This is a genomic window from Agrobacterium larrymoorei, from assembly GCF_005145045.1.
Lineage (GTDB): Bacteria > Pseudomonadota > Alphaproteobacteria > Rhizobiales > Rhizobiaceae > Agrobacterium > Agrobacterium larrymoorei.
The window spans coordinates 111,267-128,663 of record NZ_CP039691.1; the positions used below are offsets into that span (position 1 = coordinate 111,267).

Below are 17,397 nucleotides of genomic sequence, written 5' to 3' on the forward strand. Positions count from 1 at the left end.
AAACCGCCATGACCGGGAGGGGACGGTCATGGCGGTCATATTGAGGGACAAAGGCCCGGAGAGGGGGAAAGGCCTTTGCCCGGTCTGACGCGGCGGGGGACGAGCCAGCAATCAGACTACGGCGTGATCAGTCGCCGTCCTCCTAGAAATGAGGCCCCAAATGCGGCTTTTCAAGGGAAGACCGGATTACAAATCGGTAACGTTACGGTGAAAAACCGAGTGACTGGTAGAGAGCGAAATCCGCCCTCCGCTCACCGCTCTTCCATCAAGTTTATGTGGACGTTATCTGCCCTGCGCGCTATCCATGCTTCCCATGAAAAAAGGCGATCATCTCTTCCTCGTGGACGGCTCCGGTTTCATCTTCCGGGCGTTCCATGCCATCCCTCCGCTCAACCGCAAATCAGACGGTTTGCCGGTCAATGCCGTGTCCGGTTTCTGCAACATGCTGTGGAAGCTTTTGAAGGATGCGCGCAATACCGATGTCGGGGTGACGCCAACCCATTTTGCCGTGATTTTCGACTATTCCTCCAAAACCTTCCGAAACGAGCTTTACGATCTCTACAAGGCCAACCGCTCCGCGCCGCCGGAAGATCTCGTTCCGCAGTTCGGCCTCATCCGCCACGCCACGCGCGCTTTCAACCTGCCCTGCATCGAGACGGAAGGTTTCGAAGCTGACGATATCATCGCCACCTACGCCCGCCAGGCGGAAGCAATCGGCGCGGATGTGACCATCATCTCCTCCGACAAGGATTTGATGCAGCTCGTCACGCCGAATGTGCATATGTACGACGCGATGAAGGACAAGCAGATCGGCGTTCCCGATGTCGTCGAGAAATGGGGCGTGCCGCCTGAAAAGATGATCGACCTTCAGGCGATGACAGGCGATTCGACCGATAATATTCCGGGCATCCCCGGCATCGGGCCTAAGACGGCGGCGCAATTGCTGGAAGAATATGGCGATCTCGATACGCTGCTTTCACGCGCTGGGGAAATCAAGCAGCAGAAGCGCCGTGAAAACATCATCGCCAATGCGGAACTGGCGCGTCTTTCCCGCCAGCTCGTCGCGCTGCGCACAGATGTTCCGCTGGAGCTTGCTCTGGATGCACTGACGCTCGAGCCGCAGGACGGCCCGAAGCTGATCGCCTTCCTGAAGGCCATGGAATTCACCACACTGACGCGCCGCGTGGCCGAAGCGACCGGAGCGGATGCCTCTGCCATCGACCCCGCGCATGTTCCTGTCGAGCGTGGCGCAGAAGCACACGGGCCCGATCTGGATGCAATAGCGGGCTCGGCAGACGAGGCTGGGGTTCCGCTTGGCGAGAATTCGGTTTCGGATGTCGGTGCCGTTCTTTCCAAGGCAGAAGGCGACACGCCGAAAGAGCTTGCATCTGCCCGCGAAGCGACATTCTCCGCTGCAAAGATAGACACGACAGCCTATCAGACCATCCGCACCATTGAAGAACTGGATCGCTGGGTCGCCATGGCGCGCGAAACCGGCGTCGTCGCTTTCGATACCGAAACGACATCGCTCGACCCGATGAATGCCGAACTGGTGGGTTTTTCGCTGGCGATTGCCGATAACAGCAAGAACGCGAGCGGTTCCGATATTATCGCGGCCTATGTACCCCTCACTCACAAGACCGGCTCCGGTGGCGATCTGTTCAGCGATGGCATCAAGCTGGCACCCGACCAGATTCCTTACGATCTTGCGATCGAGCGGCTGAAGGCGCTTCTGGAAGACCCCGCCGTTCTGAAGGTCGCTCAGAACCTGAAATATGATTACCTGCTGGTGAAACGTCTCGGCATTGTCATGCAGAGCTATGACGACACGATGCTGCTGTCTTACGTTCTGGAAGCGGGCAAAGGCGCGCATGGAATGGATGCGCTCTCGGAACGCTGGCTCGGACACACGCCGATCCCTTACAAGGATGTCGCGGGCTCCGGCAAATCCGGCGTCACCTTCGATTTCGTGGATATCGACAAGGCGACTGCCTATGCCGCCGAAGATGCCGATGTCACGCTTCGCCTCTGGATGGTGCTGAAACCTCGTCTCGTGGCAGATCGCCTGACCACGGTTTACGAGCGGCTGGAACGCCCGCTTGTGCCGGTTCTGGCGCATATGGAAGAGCGCGGCATTTCCGTAGACCGGCAAATCCTCTCGCGCCTTTCAGGCGAGCTGGCGCAGAAGGCCGCTGCCTTCGAAGAAGAAATTTACGAGCTCGCCGGCGAGAAATTCAACATCGGCTCACCGAAGCAGCTTGGCGATATTCTCTTCGGCAAGATGGGCCTGCCGGGTGGCTCGAAGACCAAGACCGGCCAATGGTCCACCTCCGCTTCTGTGCTGGAAGACCTTGCCGCCGAAGGTATGGAGCTGCCGCGCAAAATCGTGGACTGGCGTCAGCTGACCAAGCTGAAATCCACCTATACGGATGCCCTCCCCGGCTATATCCACGCCGACACCAAGCGCGTCCACACCTCCTATTCGCTGGCATCCACGACAACGGGACGCCTCTCCTCCTCCGAGCCGAACCTCCAGAACATTCCGGTGCGCACGGCAGAAGGTCGCAAAATCAGAACGGCTTTCATCTCCACGCCGGGCAACAAGCTGCTTTCTGCCGATTACAGCCAGATCGAGCTTCGCGTGCTGGCGCATGTCGCTGACATTCCGCAGCTGAAGAACGCTTTCGAAAACGGCATCGATATTCACGCCATGACGGCATCCGAAATGTTCGGCGTGCCGGTGGAAGGCATGCCGTCCGAAGTGCGTCGCCGCGCCAAGGCCATCAACTTCGGCATCATCTACGGCATCTCCTCTTTCGGCCTTGCCAACCAGCTGAGCATTGGCCGCTCGGAAGCGGGCGATTACATCAAGAAGTATTTCGAACGCTTCCCCGGCATTCGCGATTATATGGAAAACACCAAGGCTTTCGCGCGCGAAAACGGCTATGTCGAAACCATCTTCGGTCGCCGGGTGAATTACCCTGAAATCAAGTCGTCCAATCCATCGGTGCGCGCCTTCAACGAACGCGCCGCCATCAACGCACCGATCCAGGGCTCCGCCGCCGACATCATTCGCCGCGCCATGATCCGCATGGAACCTGCCCTTGATGAGGCAAAGCTTTCGGCCCGCATGCTGCTTCAGGTACACGACGAACTTATCTTCGAAGTCGAGGAAAGCGAGATCGAGAAGACCCTGCCCGTCGTGGTCTCCATCATGGAAAACGCCGCCATGCCCGCCATCGACATGAAGGTGCCGTTGCAGGTGGATGCCCGCGCTGCAGACAATTGGGATGAGGCGCATTGATATGAAAATGGCGCGGCGATTCGCCTCTCGCGAAAAAATGCGCGTCAGGGCTGGTCAAAGCCCCGTAAGGCATGTATAAGCGCGCCAAATTTCCGATATCGAGACATGCGACATTCGGCCTTGGTTCTGGCCGGTTCCCGTGTTTCGCCGCTTAAGTGGAGTAACACAAATGGCAGTACCTAAGAGAAAAACGAGCCCGTCCAAGCGCGGTATGCGCCGTTCGGCTGACGCCTTGAAGGCAGCAACCTACGTTGAAGACAAGAACTCCGGCGAACTGCGCCGCCCGCACCATATCGATCTGAAGACCGGTATGTATCGTGGCCGTCAGGTTCTGACGCCGAAAGAAAGCGCATAATATAGCGCTTCAACATGTCCTGCATGACGAATGAGCCGGCCTTTGGGTCGGCTTTTTTGTTTTGCTAAGGGTGCTTGGAAAGTTGGGCGCTTCCACTTAGACTTGCTGAGAGGAGAGCTGCATTTTTTCTCTCCGTCATTCCGGCCTTAAGCCGGAATCCAGCAGCGGCGCGTCTGCGGCGCAAAGACTCTTTCGCGATCAAAGACTTGATCGCACTGGATTCCGGATCAAGTCCGGGATGACGGCGGAGCGGAAAACCAGCTAACGTGGAGGGTTCAACTTCGTTGAGATACCGATGGATCGGCATCGTTTTGCTTTGCCTTGGAATTGGCGGCATCGCGCTGACCAAGGGAAGCGATCTTGTTGCCGAAAGCTATTTCAACGAGGCTGCCGCACAGGGCGGCACGACGTTGCGGCTTGCGGTTTCAGCACTCGGTGGGCATCTCAACCGCTATGAGCCGCTTCCTGCCCTGATGGCGGATCATGACGATATCGAGGAACTCGTCGCGCACCCGGATGATCAGCTGCTGCGCCAACGGGCCAATATCTACCTGAAATCCATCAACGACCTGCTGAAATCCTCCGACATCTACATCATGACGCTGGATGGCGAGACCATTGCGGCCAGCAATTATGACGGACCGGCAAGCTTCGTCGGCCAGAATTTCAGCTATCGGCCTTATTTTCAGGATGCCGCAAAAGGTCTGCAATCCCGCTTCTTCGCACTCGGCACAACGTCTCACAAGCGCGGCTATTATTTCGCATCGCCGATCCTTTTCAACGACGTGATCAAGGGCGTCATCGTCTTCAAGGTGGATATCGAAGGCATCGAATCCTCCTTCGGCAATGGTGAGAACCGCATTTTCGTCACCGATCCCGAAGGCATCATCTTCATGACGGGAACGCCGGAATGGCTTTACTCCGCCATCCTGCCCCTGACGCCTGACAGGATTGCCCGCACCGAAGCCTCCCGCCGCTATGCCGATGCAAGGCTGAGCCAGCTTCCTGCCTCCGAAGGAGCCTTCGGCAGCCACCGGCTGATGACGATCAAGGAGGGCGAACAGGACCGCGAATACCTTCTGCTGACCCAGCCCATGCCCGAAGCCGGGTGGACGGTAAACGTGCTGATGGACACAGGCTCCGTGCGCACGCAGGTCAAGACGATGATGATTGCCGCCATCCTCTGCCTCGGGCTGGCAGGCGCGGTGACTGCGGCCATGCTTCAGCGGCGCAGGCGACTGCGGGATCGGCTTGTCCATCAGGCGGAGGCGCAGGCAGAACTGGAACATCGCGTGGAAGAGCGCACAGCTGATTTGGCGCGGGTGAACCGTGACATTAAGCGCGAAATCGCGGAACGCCGCCAGACGGAAAAGCAGCTGCGCAAAACGCAGAAGGATCTCATTCAGGCAGGCAAGCTCGCAGCACTCGGCCAGATGTCGGCAGCGCTTTCGCATGAATTCAACCAGCCGCTTGCCGCTGCCAAGACCTATGCCGAGAGCGCCGCCCTATTGATTGAGCGGGGGCGCGTCGAGGAGGCAAGCTCCAACCTCTCGCGCATTTCCGCGCTCATCGACAGGATGGCGGCGATCAGTAAGCACCTGCGCAATTTCGCCCGCAAACCCAATGAACGTATTGGACCGGTGTCTCTGGATGCAGTGGTGGCCGATACGCTGGAGATAGTCAGCGCGCGGCTGAAGGCGGCGGATGCGGTTCTGCATGTCGATTTCGGGCCTGATCCGCTCTTCGTAAAAGCCGGGCCGGTGCGACTTCAACAGGTTCTCGTCAACGTCATCTCCAACGCTGCCGATGCGGTGGAAGGCCTCGAAGACCGGCGGATCGACCTTACGGCCAGCCGACAGGACGAGCGGATCGTGATTTCAGTGCGCGACCGGGGACCGGGTGTACCGCCCGCGATCATGGAGCGCATATTCGACCCCTTCTTCTCCACCAAGGGCGTGGGCAAAGGGCTGGGGCTTGGCCTGTCCATCTCCTACAACATCGTGAAGGATTTCGGTGGGCGTCTTAGCGTCACCAATCTTGACGGCGGCGGCGCGCGGTTCGATATCGAACTGGCGGCGCAGGCGCCGATGGAGGTTGCGGCGGAATGAACATGTCCCGCATATTGCTGATCGATGACGAAGAGGACTTGCGGCTTTCCACCGCGCAGGCGCTGGAGCTTGCGGGGCTCGACGTCGTCACCATTGAAAATGCCGACCATGTGTTTGAGTTGATCGGCTACAGTTTCGATGGTGTCATCGTCAGCGATATTCGAATGCCGGGCATGGACGGCATGACCTTGCTGCAAAAGGTGCGCGAACTGGACGCCGAAATTCCGGTCATTCTGGTTACGGGTCATGGCGATGTGCAACTGGCCGTCAGCGCCATGCGCAACGGCGCCTATGACTTCATCGAGAAGCCCTTCAGCATCCAGTATCTCGCAGGCATCATCAAACGCGCCATGGACCGGCGTGCGCTGGTGCTGGAAAACCGACGCCTGCGCGCAGTGGCAGGCAAGCGCGACGATCTGGAAACGCGCCTTCCGGGCCGCACGCAGGTCATGGTGGACCTGCGTTACCGCATCCGTGCCATCGGTGCAGCAGATGCCGATACGCTGATCATCGGCGACACGGGGGCCGGTAAAGAAGTCGTCGCCCGCGCTCTTCACGATGTCAGCGCCCGCGCCGACCGGCCCTTCGTGGCCATCAATTGCGCGGCGCTGCCGCAGCATTTGATCGAAAGCGAACTCTTCGGCCATGAGGCAGGAGCTTTTCCGGGCGCGCTTCGCCCTCGTTACGGCAAGTTCGAACATGCACGCGGCGGGACTATCCTGCTGGATGAAATCGGCTCCATGCCATTCGAGATGCAAGGCAAGCTGTTGCGCGTTCTGCAGGAGCGAACCATCACAAGGCTTGGCTCCAATGAAACGGTTGAGCTCGACGTCCGCTTCATCGCCACCAGCAAGGTCGATCTGGCGCAGGAGGCACTCGCGGGACGCTTCCGTCAGGATCTGCTCTATCGCCTGAATGTCGCAACCGTGCATGTACCCTCGCTTGCCCAGCGGCGTGCCGATATCCCGCTGTTGTTTCTGCATCTCGTGCGGGAAGCGGCGGCGCGGTACGGCAGAGAGGACACCGAAGTTCCCTCCGACATCATTTCATCGCTGGCTATGCAGGACTGGCCAGGTAACGTTCGCGAGTTGAGAAACGCTGCTGACAGATTCGTTCTCGGGCTGGATGGACAGCTTGCCGAAGGCGTACAGTCGGGTGATCTCTCGGCTCACGGCCTTTCGGCCAAGGTCGCGGAGTTCGAAAAGAGCATCCTCGCAAGAACAATTTCTGCCCATAAAGGCAATCTCAAAGCCGTCTATGAGACGCTCGGAATATCGCGTAAGACGCTTTACGAAAAGATGCAGAAATACGCGCTGACGAAACACGCTCTTGTCGAAGAAGACATGAAGAACTGATCCTGCGCATCTAGCTTTAGTGCGATGGGTGGAAATCCACCCACGTCTTGACGACGATGTTTCGGAATCCACCCATCCCGGCACATAAGGATGATCTTTTCCGATCTCGTCCTTTCCTATCCGTTGCACGGCGGATCGAGCCGATTGCAAATGGTCACACCCCGGCGGGCGCAGAGGAGTGCGTTTCGCCGCAGAGGCCATATTTCATCGGGAGGAAAAGATGAAACTTCTGAAAACCGTCACGGGTGCCGTTGCTGCTGCTGCCGTATCACTGTTTGCGCTCTCCGCTGCCGCGCAGTCCTACCCAACCCGCAACATCACCATGGTCGTGCCTTTCGCCGCAGGCGGCCCGACGGATACGGTGGCGCGCCTTGTGGCGGAATCCATGGGCAAGGATCTCGGTCAGCAGATCATCGTTGAAAATGTCGGCGGTGCCGGTGGCACGCTGGGTGCCGGTCGCGTGGCGGCGGCTGATCCGGACGGCTACACGATCCTTCTTCACCACATCGGCATGGCGACCAGCGCGACGCTCTATCGCAAGCTCGCCTACGACACGACAAACGCCTTCGAATATGTCGGTCTGGTCACCGAAGTTCCAATGACGATCCTGTCGCGCAAGAACCTCGAGACCAATGATCTCAAGGGCCTGATCGACTATGCCAAGGCCAACAAGGACACGGTAACCGTTGCCAATGCCGGTATCGGCGCTGCCTCGCATCTCTGCGGCATGCTGTTCATGAGCGCCATCCAGACGCCACTCGTCACGGTGCCGTACAAGGGCACCGGCCCTGCCATGACCGATCTTCTCGGTGGACAGGTCGATATCATGTGCGATCAGACGACCAACACGACCAAGCAGATTCAGGGCGGCACCGTAAAAGCCTATGCCGTTACCTCTCCAAAGCGTCTCGACGTTCTTCCGAACGTGCCGACCGCGGAAGAAGCTGGCCTTGCGAACTTCGAAGTCGGCATCTGGCACGGCGTCTACACGCCGAAGGGCACGCCTGCGGAGATTAATGAGCGCCTGTCGAAGTCGCTTCAGGTCGCACTGAAGGATCAGAACGTGTCCGCACGTTTCGCCGAACTCGGCACCGTTCCTTCGCCTGAAGCAGATGGCACGCCAGCCGCTCTGAAGGCGAAGCTGGAAAGCGAAATTGCGCGGTGGAAGCCGGTCATCGAATCCGCTGGCCAGTACGCCGACTGATCATTCGCCAGCAACGGCGGCATCGACAGGTGCCGCCGGTTCGCTGTTTGCGGGCTGTTCCGCATAGCGCGATGAAACCCTATCGATCTTTCGAACTCTACAGACATCGAGCCTGATTTTCATGCCGATGCACAGGCGGGGACGACCATGAAATCACAATCTATCGATGCCACAGAGGCAATCTGTGGTGCCATATTTATCTGCGCGGGCATCTTCTTTGCCCTGCAATCCTATGGGCTGGAACTGGGTACAGCCTTCCGCATGGGGCCGGGATATTTTCCCCTCGTTCTGTCCTTCATTTTAATTGCGCTCGGTGGGGTCATCCTGTTGCGTGCGGGCAAGGTTACGAATGAGGCTCTCGGTGCGATCGCCTGGCGCGGTATTTTTCTCATTCTGCCTGCACCGATCTTCTTCGGCTTCACGGTGCGTGGTCTCGGCTTCGTGCCTGCGCTGTTCTTCAGCGCGCTGATCGCCTCCTTTGCATCGCATAAGATGAAACCGCTCATGGCCGTCATTCTGTCCGCCGCCATCACGGTCTTCTCCGTTGCCGTTTTCAATTACGGTCTTGGCCTGCCTTTCCAGCGCTTCGGCCCCTGGCTCAATTTCTAAAGGTGGCGTCATGGAACTCTTCGATAATCTGGCGCTCGGCTTCTACACCGCTTCGTCCATTCACAACCTGTTCTTCTGCCTGATCGGTGTTCTGCTCGGAACGCTGATCGGCGTGTTGCCCGGCATCGGCGCGACGGCAACGATTGCCATGTTGCTGCCGATTACCTTCCAGCTGGAGCCGGTCTCCTCGCTCATCATGCTGGCAGGCATCTATTACGGCGCGCAATATGGCGGCTCGACCACGGCGATCCTGATCAACATGCCGGGCGAATCCTCATCCGCCGTCACCGCCATCGATGGCTATCAGATGGCGCGCAAGGGTAAGGCGGGCGTGGCGCTGGCGATTGCAGCCATCGGCTCCTTCTTTGCCGGTACCGTTTCGACCTTCCTCGTTGCGATCTTCGCGCCGCCACTGACGGCTATCGCGCTGGAATTCGGTGCTGCCGAATATTTCTCGCTGATGGTGGTCGGCCTCGTGTCTTCCATCGCGCTGGCCCATGGTTCCATCGTCAAGGCGCTGGCCATGGTGGTGCTCGGCTTGCTGCTCGGTCTGGTGGGTACGGATATCTACAGCGGCACACCGCGCTTTACGCTTGGCATCCGTGAATATGCTGATGGTCTGAACTTCGTTGCGGTTGCGGTCGGCGTCTTCGGTATTGCAGAAATCCTCCGCAATCTCGAGGATGAGAAGAGCCGTTCCGTACTGATGGCCAAGGTGGCAGGCCTTCTGCCCAGCAAGGAAGACTTCAAAAAGATGTTTGGCCCTGTCCTTCGTGGCACGGCCATTGGTTCGGCGCTTGGCATTCTGCCGGGTGGCGGCGCCATTCTTGCGGCCTTCGCTTCCTATACGGTTGAAAAGCGTGTTTCGAAGAACCCGGAAGAATTCGGCCACGGCGCGATTGCCGGTGTGGCAGGCCCGGAATCGGCCAACAATGCCGGTGCGCAGACCTCGTTCATTCCGCTGCTGACGCTCGGCATTCCCGCCAATCCGGTCATGGCGCTGATGATCGGTGCGATGATCATTCAGGGCATCGTGCCCGGTCCGAATGTTGCAACAGAACAGCCAGCCCTCTTCTGGGGCATCATCGCCTCCATGTGGATTGGCAACCTTATGCTGGTGGTTCTGAACCTGCCACTGATCGGGCTCTGGGTGAAGCTTCTGACGATCCCCTACTACGTGCTGTTCCCGATCATCATGGCCTTCTGCGCTATCGGGGTTTACAGCGTTAATTCCAACGTCTTCGATCTCTACGCCGTCGCCTTCTTCGGTTTCATCGGTTACGTGCTGGTGAAACTGCGCTGCGAGCCTGCACCATTGCTACTTGGCTTCGTGCTGGGACCGCTGCTGGAAGAAAACCTGCGCCGCGCTATGATCCTGTCTCGTGGTGATCCAAGCACCTTCGTCACTCGCCCGATCAGCGCGACGCTGCTGGTTATCGCTCTTCTGGTTCTCGTCGTCGTCTTCCTGCCAAGCGTGAAGAAGAAGCGCGAGGAGGTTTTCCAGGACGAGGGCTGAGGCTGCCGAAATATTCGAGCTACGAAGGCCGGGCACATCGTGTCCGGCCTTTGTCTTGTTTGTTGGGTATAAAGCTGCGAAAGCAGGGCTCAATAATAAAGGAGATATCCATGGCAGAGGACAGCGAAGCGCGGATCATCGCTTTGGAAGAAACGGTGGCGCATCAGGCGAAGACGATCGAGGAACTGTCGGACCAGCTGGCCGAACAATGGAGAGTGGTGGAACAGACACGCGCCAAGCTCGACCGTCTGACCGAACGTTTCCTAAGCCTTGAGGAGCAATCGCTGGACGCGCCCGCAATCACCAAGCCACCGCATTATTGAGGAGTATGCAATGACGTCCGATTCCCTCCCCGTTTCCGCCGCCGACGTTCTGGCCTTCTGGAACGATGCTGGCCCCGACAAGTGGTTCAACAAGGACGCTCATTTCGATGCGAGCTTCCACGAACGCTTCTTCGAACTGCATTTCATGGCAGCGCGCCGGGAGCTGGATAGCTGGCTGGACAGTGCGGAAAGCAGCCTCGCACTCCTGCTTCTTCTCGATCAGTTCCCCCGCAACTGCTTTCGCGGCACGGCGCATATGTATGCGACGGACCCGCTGGCACTGCATTATGCGGAGCAGGCAATGGCAAAGGGTCTCGATCAACAGATCGATGAAGAGCTGCGCATCTTCTTCTACCTGCCGCACATGCATTCAGAGAAGATCGAGGATCAGGAGCTTTGCTGCAAATTGTGCGAGCCGCTTGGTGAGCGTTGCCTGCCCTTTGCGATAGAACATCGGGATATCGTAAAGCGGTTCGGTCGCTTCCCGCATCGCAACGACATTCTTCTGCGCCCGACCACGCCGGAAGAAGAAGCCTTCCTTCGTGAGGGAGGCTTTGCGGGCTGATCGAGAGGGTTTCCGCGTTTCTTTGAGGCACGGAAATAACGCATCGTCCGGATGCAAAACCGCTTCGTGCTTTTCTGGAAATGCTCTGACAAAAACGCCGCCTGTCTTTGAGAGACGGCGGCGTTTTTGAAATGCGATGATCCGACGGGATCAGCCGTCGAAGAATTCCTTCATCCGGGCAAAGAAGCCGGTGGATTCCGGATTGTTTTCCTTGGAGGAAATCTGCTCGAATTCCTGCAGCAGTTCGCGCTGGCGCTTGGTCAGCTTCTGCGGTGTTTCGATCTGGATCTGGATGTAGAGATCGCCCTGTTGTGCAGAACGCAGAACCGGCATGCCCTTACCCTTGAGGCGGAACTGTTTGCCCGCCTGCGTACCTTCCGGCACTGTCACACGCGACTTCGTTCCGTCCAGCGTCGTTACATCGAAGGTGCCACCAAGCGCTGCCGTCGTCATGGAGATCGGCACCGCGCAGTATAGATCGGCGCCATCGCGCTGGAGGAACTCGTGCGGGCGCACCGATAGGAAGATGTAGAGATCACCCGAAGGGCCGCCGCGCATACCCGCTTCACCCTCACCCTGAAGGCGAATGCGGGTGCCGTCTTCGATACCGGCCGGAATGTTGACGGAGAGCGAACGCTCCTCCGTTACACGGCCCTGGCCGTGGCATTTGGTGCAGGGATCGGTGATCGTCTGGCCGCGACCGTGACAGGTCGGGCAGGTACGTTCGACCGAGAAGAAACCCTGCGCTGCACGCACGCGCCCAGAACCCTGGCAGGTGCCGCAGGTTTTCGGGCTGGTGCCCGGCTTTGCGCCGGAACCGGAACAGACATCGCAGGTTATGGATGTTGGCACCCTGATCTGCGCCGTCTTGCCGGCAAAAGCTTCTTCCAGCGAGATTTCCATATTATAGCGCAGATCGGCACCGCGTTCGCGACCGCCGGAAGAGCGACGCGCACGTCCGCCACCCATCATCTCGCCGAATATGTCTTCGAAAATATCGGAGAAGCCGCCACCGGCAAATCCGCCGCCGCCGAAGCCACCGCCTGCGCCGCCCATTCCGCCCTGTTCGAAGGCAGCATGGCCGAAACGGTCGTAGGCCGCCCGCTTCTGCGGGTCCTTCAGCGTTTCATAGGCCTCGTTGATTTCCTTGAACTTCTTCTCGGACTCGGCGTCATCAGGATTCTTGTCCGGATGGTACTTCATCGCGAGTTTGCGGAAGGCGCTTTTCAGCTCTTTTTCGTCAGCGGTTTTGCCAACGCCAAGTGTTTCGTAAAAGTCTGCTTTCGCCATCAATTAACAAGCCCCGGAAATGGATTTCCGGCTGCCAGACAAAGATGATTTCAGGTTGAAACAACTTAAATCATCAGAGATTCGGGGCAGCCGGATTTTAGTCAAGCATCAATCTGGATTTCAAGAGCTGCGATTAAGCAGACTTCTTGTCGTCCTTGATTTCCTCATAGTCGGCATCGACGACACCGTCGTCCTTGCCGCCTTCTGCGCCTTCGCCACCTTCAGCCTGCTGGGCCTCATAGATGGCCTGACCGAGCTTCATGGACACTTCCATGAGGGTCTGGGTCTTGGCCTGAATGTCATCGGCATCCGGCTCGGCTGCTTCAACAGACGTCTTGAGGGCAGCAATGGCGTCTTCAATCGCCTTGCGGTCGGTTTCGGAAACCTTGTCGCCATATTCCTTCACCGACTTCTCGGTGGAGTGGATCAGGCTTTCGGCCTGATTCTTGGCTTCAACGCCAGCACGACGCTTCTTGTCGGCTTCGGCGTTTGCTTCGGCGTCCTTGACCATCTTTTCGATGTCGGCGTCGGACAGACCACCAGATGCCTGAATGCGGATCTGCTGTTCCTTGCCGGTGCCCTTGTCCTTGGCGGAAACCTGCACGATACCGTTGGCGTCGATATCGAAGGTGACTTCGATCTGCGGAACGCCGCGTGGTGCCGGTGGCAGGCCGACGAGGTCGAACTGACCGAGCGACTTGTTGTCGGCAGCCATTTCGCGCTCACCCTGCGAAACGCGGATGGTCACGGCAGACTGGTTGTCTTCAGCGGTCGAGAAGGTCTGGCTCTTCTTGGTCGGGATCGTCGTGTTACGGTCGATCAGACGGGTGAAGACGCCGCCCAGCGTTTCGATGCCGAGGGACAGAGGCGTCACGTCGAGAAGCAGAACATCCTTAACGTCGCCCTGCAGAACGCCTGCCTGAATGGCAGCGCCCATGGCAACGACTTCGTCAGGGTTCACGCCCTTATGCGGCTCCTTGCCGAACAGCTGCTTGACGACTTCCTGCACCTTCGGCATGCGGCTCATGCCACCGACGAGAACGACTTCATCGATCTCGGAAGCGGAAACACCGGCATCCTTAAGGGCTGCCTTGCAGGGAGCGACCGTGCGCTGCACGAGGTCATCGACCAGGCTTTCGAACTTGGCGCGGGTCAGCTTCAGCGTCAGGTGCTTCGGACCGGTCGCATCTGCGGTGATGAACGGCAGGTTGATTTCGGTCTGCTGCGAAGAAGACAGTTCGATCTTTGCCTTTTCGGCAGCTTCCTTCAGGCGCTGCAGAGCAAGCTTGTCGCCCTTCAGGTCGATGCCCTGATCCTTCTTGAACTCGCCAGCAAGGTACTCGACCAGACGCATGTCGAAGTCTTCACCGCCGAGGAAGGTATCGCCGTTGGTGGACTTTACTTCGAAAACGCCGTCGCCGATTTCCAGAACGGAAATATCGAAGGTACCGCCGCCAAGGTCGTAAACGGCGATGGTCTTGCCGTCCTTCTTGTCGAGACCGTAAGCAAGAGCTGCAGCCGTCGGCTCGTTGATGATGCGCAGAACTTCGAGACCAGCGATGCGGCCTGCATCCTTGGTGGCCTGACGCTGGGCGTCGTTGAAGTATGCGGGAACGGTGATGACGGCCTTCTCGACCTTTTCGCCGAGGTAGGATTCAGCGGTTTCCTTCATCTTCTGAAGGATCATCGCGGAAATCTGCGACGGGGAGTAACCCTTGCCCTGAGCCTGAACCCACGCATCGCCGTTATCGCCCTTGACGATTTCGAACGGAACGAGGCCCTTGTCCTTTTCAACGGTCGGGTCTTCATAGCGGCGGCCGATCAGGCGCTTGACTGCGAAGAGCGTGTTGGTCGGGTTGGTGACGGCCTGGCGCTTTGCCGGCTGACCGACCAGACGCTCACCATCGTCGCTGAATGCGACCATGGAAGGGGTCGTGCGCGCGCCTTCCGCATTTTCAATAACTTTAGTGTCCTTGCCGTCCATCACTGCGACGCAGGAGTTGGTCGTGCCAAGGTCGATACCGATTACTTTTGCCATTTTTCTTCTCTCCTTGAAGCGAGACGTCGGAACCCCGGGAGGCATTCCATTGACGTATCCTTGACTTGGATGGTCTTGCCGAATTGTCAGCATTTCTGCTGTTCTGCGGCGTATATAAGGAGCGATTTTTGCCGCTGCAAGGCGGATGACGGGTGAGAGAGCAGCAAAAAGAAAGAAATGAAGCAGCGAAGAAGAGGATTATGCGGCAGCGCAACGCCTTTGCTGCAAGGGCGCGAGGTGAACCGGGTTGTATGAGCCATGATGATTCGCCTGAACCGTCATGTATCTGTCATGCAGCCTGCCTATAGCGAAGGCGTTTTCAAGAAAATGCCACTCCTTAGAGGTTCTCATGCGCAAACTTATCGCAGCACTCGTCACGACGACATTTCTCGCCGGTGCCGCACAGGCCGCAACCGTCTATCCGCTGGATCGCGCCACTATTCTCAGCGGATCCCCATTCGATTTCAAAATTGAATTTAAGAACGTCATCAAGGCTGAAGACGTGAAGATCACCGTCAACGGCCAGGATTACAAGACCGTCTTCGGCTCCGACGTACAGTTCGTAGCGGAAGAAAAGGGTAAGGAAGACAAGGTCCTCGGCTCTGCCGTCATTCTCCGCGGCCTGAAGATCGCCAAGGCTGGCGAGTATAAGGTCGAAGTGTCTGCCGGATCGGAAAAGAAGGACGTGACATGGACGGTTTACGCCACTGCGGAAACTCCAAAGGCGAAAAACATCATCTTCCTTCTTGGTGACGGACTTTCTGTCGCTCATCGCACCGCCGCCCGCATCATGTCGAAAGGCATGACCGAGGGTAAGGCGAACGGCCGCCTCAACATGGACGAGATGGACCGCATGGCGTTCATCGGCACGTCTTCCACCGAAGCAATCGCCACCGACAGCGCCAACACCATGTCCGCCTACATGACGGGCCACAAGGCACCGGTAAACGCACTCGGCGTTTACGGCGATCGCACGCCTTCCAGCTTCGATGACCCGAAGGTAGAGACGATTGGTGAAGCCCTGCGCCGCCAGACGAAGAAGTCCATCGGCATCGTCACGACATCCGAATTGCAGGACGCAACCCCTGCGGCCATCGTTTCCCACACACGCAAGCGCGGCGACAAGGCTGAAATCACCACCATGATGTTCGACGTGAAGCCGGACGTGGTGCTGGGCGGCGGTTCCGCCTACTTCCTCGGCAAGGACGTTCCCGGCTCCAAGCGCAAGGACGATAAGGAATATATCAAGCTGTTCCAGGATGCCGGTTACACGCTGGCGACCGACAAGAGCGAGCTTGAGAAGGCTGAAGGTTCCAACACCGGAAAGCTGCTCGGTCTGTTCCACACCGGCAACATGGACACGCTTCTCGACCGCAAGTTCCTCAAGAAAGGCACCGTCGACAGGTTCCCGAATCAGCCTGGTCTGGTCGACATGACCCAAGCCGCGCTAGGCGAGCTTTCCAAGAACCCGGAAGGCTTCTTCCTGATGGTCGAAGCGGCGAACATCGACAAGATGTCTCACCCGCTGGATTGGGACCGCGCCGTTGTCGAAACCATCGAATTCGACAAGGCTATCGGCGTTGCCCGCGAGTTTGCGGCAAAGAACCCCGACACGCTGATCGTCGTCACGGGTGACCATGCGCACGGCGTTTCCATCATCGGCACGGTTGACGATGAAAAGCCAGGCGATGAAATGCGTGCCAAGGTCGGCACCTATGCCGAGGCTGGCTTCCCGAACTACGAGGACAAGGATGGCGACGGTTATCCTGACCGTATCGACGTTTCGCGCCGCCTCTTCCTGAATGCCAATAATGGTCCTGACCATTATGAAACCTTCCGCCCGAAGATGGACGGTCCTTTCGTTCCGGCTATCCAGAACGAGAAGAAGGAATATGTCGCCAACGAAGCCTACAAGAATGTCCCCGGCGCAGTATTCGTACAGGGTAACATTCCGAAGGACGGCGATAGCGGCGTTCACGCCGTGGACGATATCGTTCTGCAGTCCACCGGTCCCGGCTCGGAAGGGTTCAAGGGTTACATGGAACAGAGCGACGTCTACCGCGTACTGGCCGACACATTTGCCCTTGGTGCCAAGCAGACGCAGTAACAGCATCTGACACATTCGATGATCCGGCTCGCTCAGCGGGCCGGATCGTTACCGTTTAAAGCACCTTACACGCCTTACTTTTTGTATCATCCAATGTTTGTGTCCAGATTACTTTATCCATTTTCACGACATGCCACCCAGCCGAACAGGAGATCGTCATGACGAAACCTTTTTCTCTGTTGACGCGCAGGCAATCGCTACAAGCCCTAGGGCTGGGAGCGCTGATGCTGAGCAGCGGGCGGGCCATGGCCTCGGCTTCGTCGCTGACCTTCGATGAGATGTATGGCAAGATCGGTGTTCTGGGCCTTGAATTTTCCGACAAGCTCAAGCAGCTGACCGGCAAGGAAATCAGCATGAAAGGCTTCATGGCGCCGCCATTGAAAGCGGAAGCCTCCTTCTTCGTGCTGACCGAAATTCCGATGGCGCTTTGCCCTTTCTGCTCCTCGGATGCGGACTGGCCGGACAATATCGTCGTGGTGTATCTCTCCGAGAAACAGACCTTCGTGCAGCCAAGCACCACCATCGAGGTAACCGGCAAGCTGGAGCGCGGCTCCTGGACGGACCCGGAAACGGGTTTCGTCAGTCTCGTTCGCATTCGCGACGCCGAATATCGAGTATCCTGA

The 17,397-nt window shown here is 58.1% G+C and carries 14 protein-coding genes; 11 read left to right on the plus strand and 3 right to left on the minus strand.

All coding sequences use genetic code 11. The features are described from left to right. Positions 1 to 313: 313 nt before the first annotated feature. From polA to CFBP5473_RS00570, 5 genes are all read left to right on the plus strand, one after another. Positions 314 to 3,304 carry a DNA polymerase I gene (gene polA / locus CFBP5473_RS00550; protein ID WP_027674586.1) on the plus strand — a complete coding sequence of 997 codons (2,991 nt, stop codon included), beginning with the start codon at positions 314 to 316 and terminating at the stop codon, positions 3,302 to 3,304. A 169-nt stretch (positions 3,305 to 3,473) separates the two neighbouring features. Beyond that, entirely contained in the window at positions 3,474 to 3,659 is a 186-nt protein-coding gene (rpmF, locus tag CFBP5473_RS00555) for a 50S ribosomal protein L32 (RefSeq protein ID WP_016556742.1), read from the plus strand. Between the two features lie 284 nt (positions 3,660 to 3,943). Next, a complete protein-coding gene (locus CFBP5473_RS00560) occupies positions 3,944 to 5,767 on the plus strand; it encodes a sensor histidine kinase (RefSeq protein ID WP_027674587.1) in 1,824 nt (607 codons plus the stop codon). Next, a complete protein-coding gene (locus CFBP5473_RS00565; protein ID WP_027674588.1) occupies positions 5,764 to 7,122 on the plus strand; it encodes a sigma-54-dependent transcriptional regulator in 1,359 nt (452 codons plus the stop codon). Before CFBP5473_RS00560 ends, CFBP5473_RS00565 begins: the two co-directional genes overlap by 4 nt. Before the next feature lie 220 nt (positions 7,123 to 7,342). After that, positions 7,343 to 8,326, plus strand: a complete 984-nt coding sequence (locus tag CFBP5473_RS00570) for a tripartite tricarboxylate transporter substrate-binding protein (RefSeq protein WP_027674589.1) — start codon at positions 7,343 to 7,345, stop codon at positions 8,324 to 8,326. Here CFBP5473_RS00570 and CFBP5473_RS25555 read toward each other — a convergent pair whose 3' ends face one another. After that, the gene (locus CFBP5473_RS25555; RefSeq protein ID WP_268817464.1) at positions 8,327 to 8,449 is read right to left on the minus strand and encodes a hypothetical protein; all 123 of its coding nucleotides are present in this window, start codon (positions 8,447 to 8,449) and stop codon (positions 8,327 to 8,329) included. It abuts the gene before it with no gap. A gap of 24 nt (positions 8,450 to 8,473) precedes the next feature. On the opposite strand from CFBP5473_RS25555, the gene CFBP5473_RS00575 reads away from it, so the two are divergent. The 4 genes from CFBP5473_RS00575 to CFBP5473_RS00590 all read left to right on the plus strand — a co-directional run bounded on the left by CFBP5473_RS00575 (position 8,474) and on the right by CFBP5473_RS00590 (position 11,339). Next, on the plus strand, positions 8,474 to 8,935 hold the full coding sequence (locus CFBP5473_RS00575; protein WP_027674590.1) for a tripartite tricarboxylate transporter TctB family protein: 462 nt from the start codon (positions 8,474 to 8,476) through the stop codon (positions 8,933 to 8,935). Between the two features lie 10 nt (positions 8,936 to 8,945). Continuing rightward, a complete protein-coding gene (locus CFBP5473_RS00580; RefSeq protein ID WP_027674591.1) occupies positions 8,946 to 10,451 on the plus strand; it encodes a tripartite tricarboxylate transporter permease in 1,506 nt (501 codons plus the stop codon). Between the two features lie 110 nt (positions 10,452 to 10,561). Then, the gene (locus CFBP5473_RS00585; protein WP_027674592.1) at positions 10,562 to 10,774 is read left to right on the plus strand and encodes a SlyX family protein; all 213 of its coding nucleotides are present in this window, start codon (positions 10,562 to 10,564) and stop codon (positions 10,772 to 10,774) included. Positions 10,775 to 10,784: 10 nt separating this feature from the next. Then, positions 10,785 to 11,339 (plus strand): DUF924 family protein, encoded by a 555-nt coding sequence (locus CFBP5473_RS00590; protein WP_027674593.1) that lies wholly within the window; start codon positions 10,785 to 10,787, stop codon positions 11,337 to 11,339. A 150-nt stretch (positions 11,340 to 11,489) separates the two neighbouring features. Here CFBP5473_RS00590 and dnaJ read toward each other — a convergent pair whose 3' ends face one another. Next, the gene (dnaJ, locus tag CFBP5473_RS00595; RefSeq protein WP_027674594.1) at positions 11,490 to 12,629 is read right to left on the minus strand and encodes a molecular chaperone DnaJ; all 1,140 of its coding nucleotides are present in this window, start codon (positions 12,627 to 12,629) and stop codon (positions 11,490 to 11,492) included. A gap of 133 nt (positions 12,630 to 12,762) precedes the next feature. Beyond that, a complete protein-coding gene (gene dnaK, locus CFBP5473_RS00600; protein ID WP_027674595.1) occupies positions 12,763 to 14,667 on the minus strand; it encodes a molecular chaperone DnaK in 1,905 nt (634 codons plus the stop codon). A 349-nt stretch (positions 14,668 to 15,016) separates the two neighbouring features. On the opposite strand from dnaK, the gene CFBP5473_RS00605 reads away from it, so the two are divergent. Both CFBP5473_RS00605 and CFBP5473_RS00610 read left to right on the plus strand, forming a co-directional pair. Next, positions 15,017 to 16,774 (plus strand): alkaline phosphatase, encoded by a 1,758-nt coding sequence (locus CFBP5473_RS00605; RefSeq protein WP_027674596.1) that lies wholly within the window; start codon positions 15,017 to 15,019, stop codon positions 16,772 to 16,774. 158 nt (positions 16,775 to 16,932) lie between these two features. Further along, positions 16,933 to 17,397 carry a hypothetical protein gene (locus CFBP5473_RS00610; protein ID WP_027674597.1) on the plus strand — a complete coding sequence of 155 codons (465 nt, stop codon included), beginning with the start codon at positions 16,933 to 16,935 and terminating at the stop codon, positions 17,395 to 17,397.

What these genes read in the sequence shown, in the direction of transcription:
- polA (WP_027674586.1), top strand. Translation starts at nt 314, where the DNA reads ATGAAAAAAGGCGATCATCTCTTCCTCGTGGACGGCTCCGGTTTCATC.
- rpmF (WP_016556742.1), top strand. Translation starts at nt 3,474, where the DNA reads ATGGCAGTACCTAAGAGAAAAACGAGCCCGTCCAAGCGCGGTATGCGC.
- CFBP5473_RS00565 (WP_027674588.1), top strand. Translation starts at nt 5,764, where the DNA reads ATGAACATGTCCCGCATATTGCTGATCGATGACGAAGAGGACTTGCGG.
- CFBP5473_RS00570 (WP_027674589.1), top strand. Translation starts at nt 7,343, where the DNA reads ATGAAACTTCTGAAAACCGTCACGGGTGCCGTTGCTGCTGCTGCCGTA.
- CFBP5473_RS25555 (WP_268817464.1), bottom strand. Translation starts at nt 8,449, where the DNA reads ATGAAAATCAGGCTCGATGTCTGTAGAGTTCGAAAGATCGATAGGGTT.
- CFBP5473_RS00575 (WP_027674590.1), top strand. Translation starts at nt 8,474, where the DNA reads ATGAAATCACAATCTATCGATGCCACAGAGGCAATCTGTGGTGCCATA.
- CFBP5473_RS00580 (WP_027674591.1), top strand. Translation starts at nt 8,946, where the DNA reads ATGGAACTCTTCGATAATCTGGCGCTCGGCTTCTACACCGCTTCGTCC.
- CFBP5473_RS00585 (WP_027674592.1), top strand. Translation starts at nt 10,562, where the DNA reads ATGGCAGAGGACAGCGAAGCGCGGATCATCGCTTTGGAAGAAACGGTG.
- CFBP5473_RS00590 (WP_027674593.1), top strand. Translation starts at nt 10,785, where the DNA reads ATGACGTCCGATTCCCTCCCCGTTTCCGCCGCCGACGTTCTGGCCTTC.
- dnaJ (WP_027674594.1), bottom strand. Translation starts at nt 12,629, where the DNA reads ATGGCGAAAGCAGACTTTTACGAAACACTTGGCGTTGGCAAAACCGCT.
- dnaK (WP_027674595.1), bottom strand. Translation starts at nt 14,667, where the DNA reads ATGGCAAAAGTAATCGGTATCGACCTTGGCACGACCAACTCCTGCGTC.
- CFBP5473_RS00605 (WP_027674596.1), top strand. Translation starts at nt 15,017, where the DNA reads ATGCGCAAACTTATCGCAGCACTCGTCACGACGACATTTCTCGCCGGT.
- CFBP5473_RS00610 (WP_027674597.1), top strand. Translation starts at nt 16,933, where the DNA reads ATGACGAAACCTTTTTCTCTGTTGACGCGCAGGCAATCGCTACAAGCC.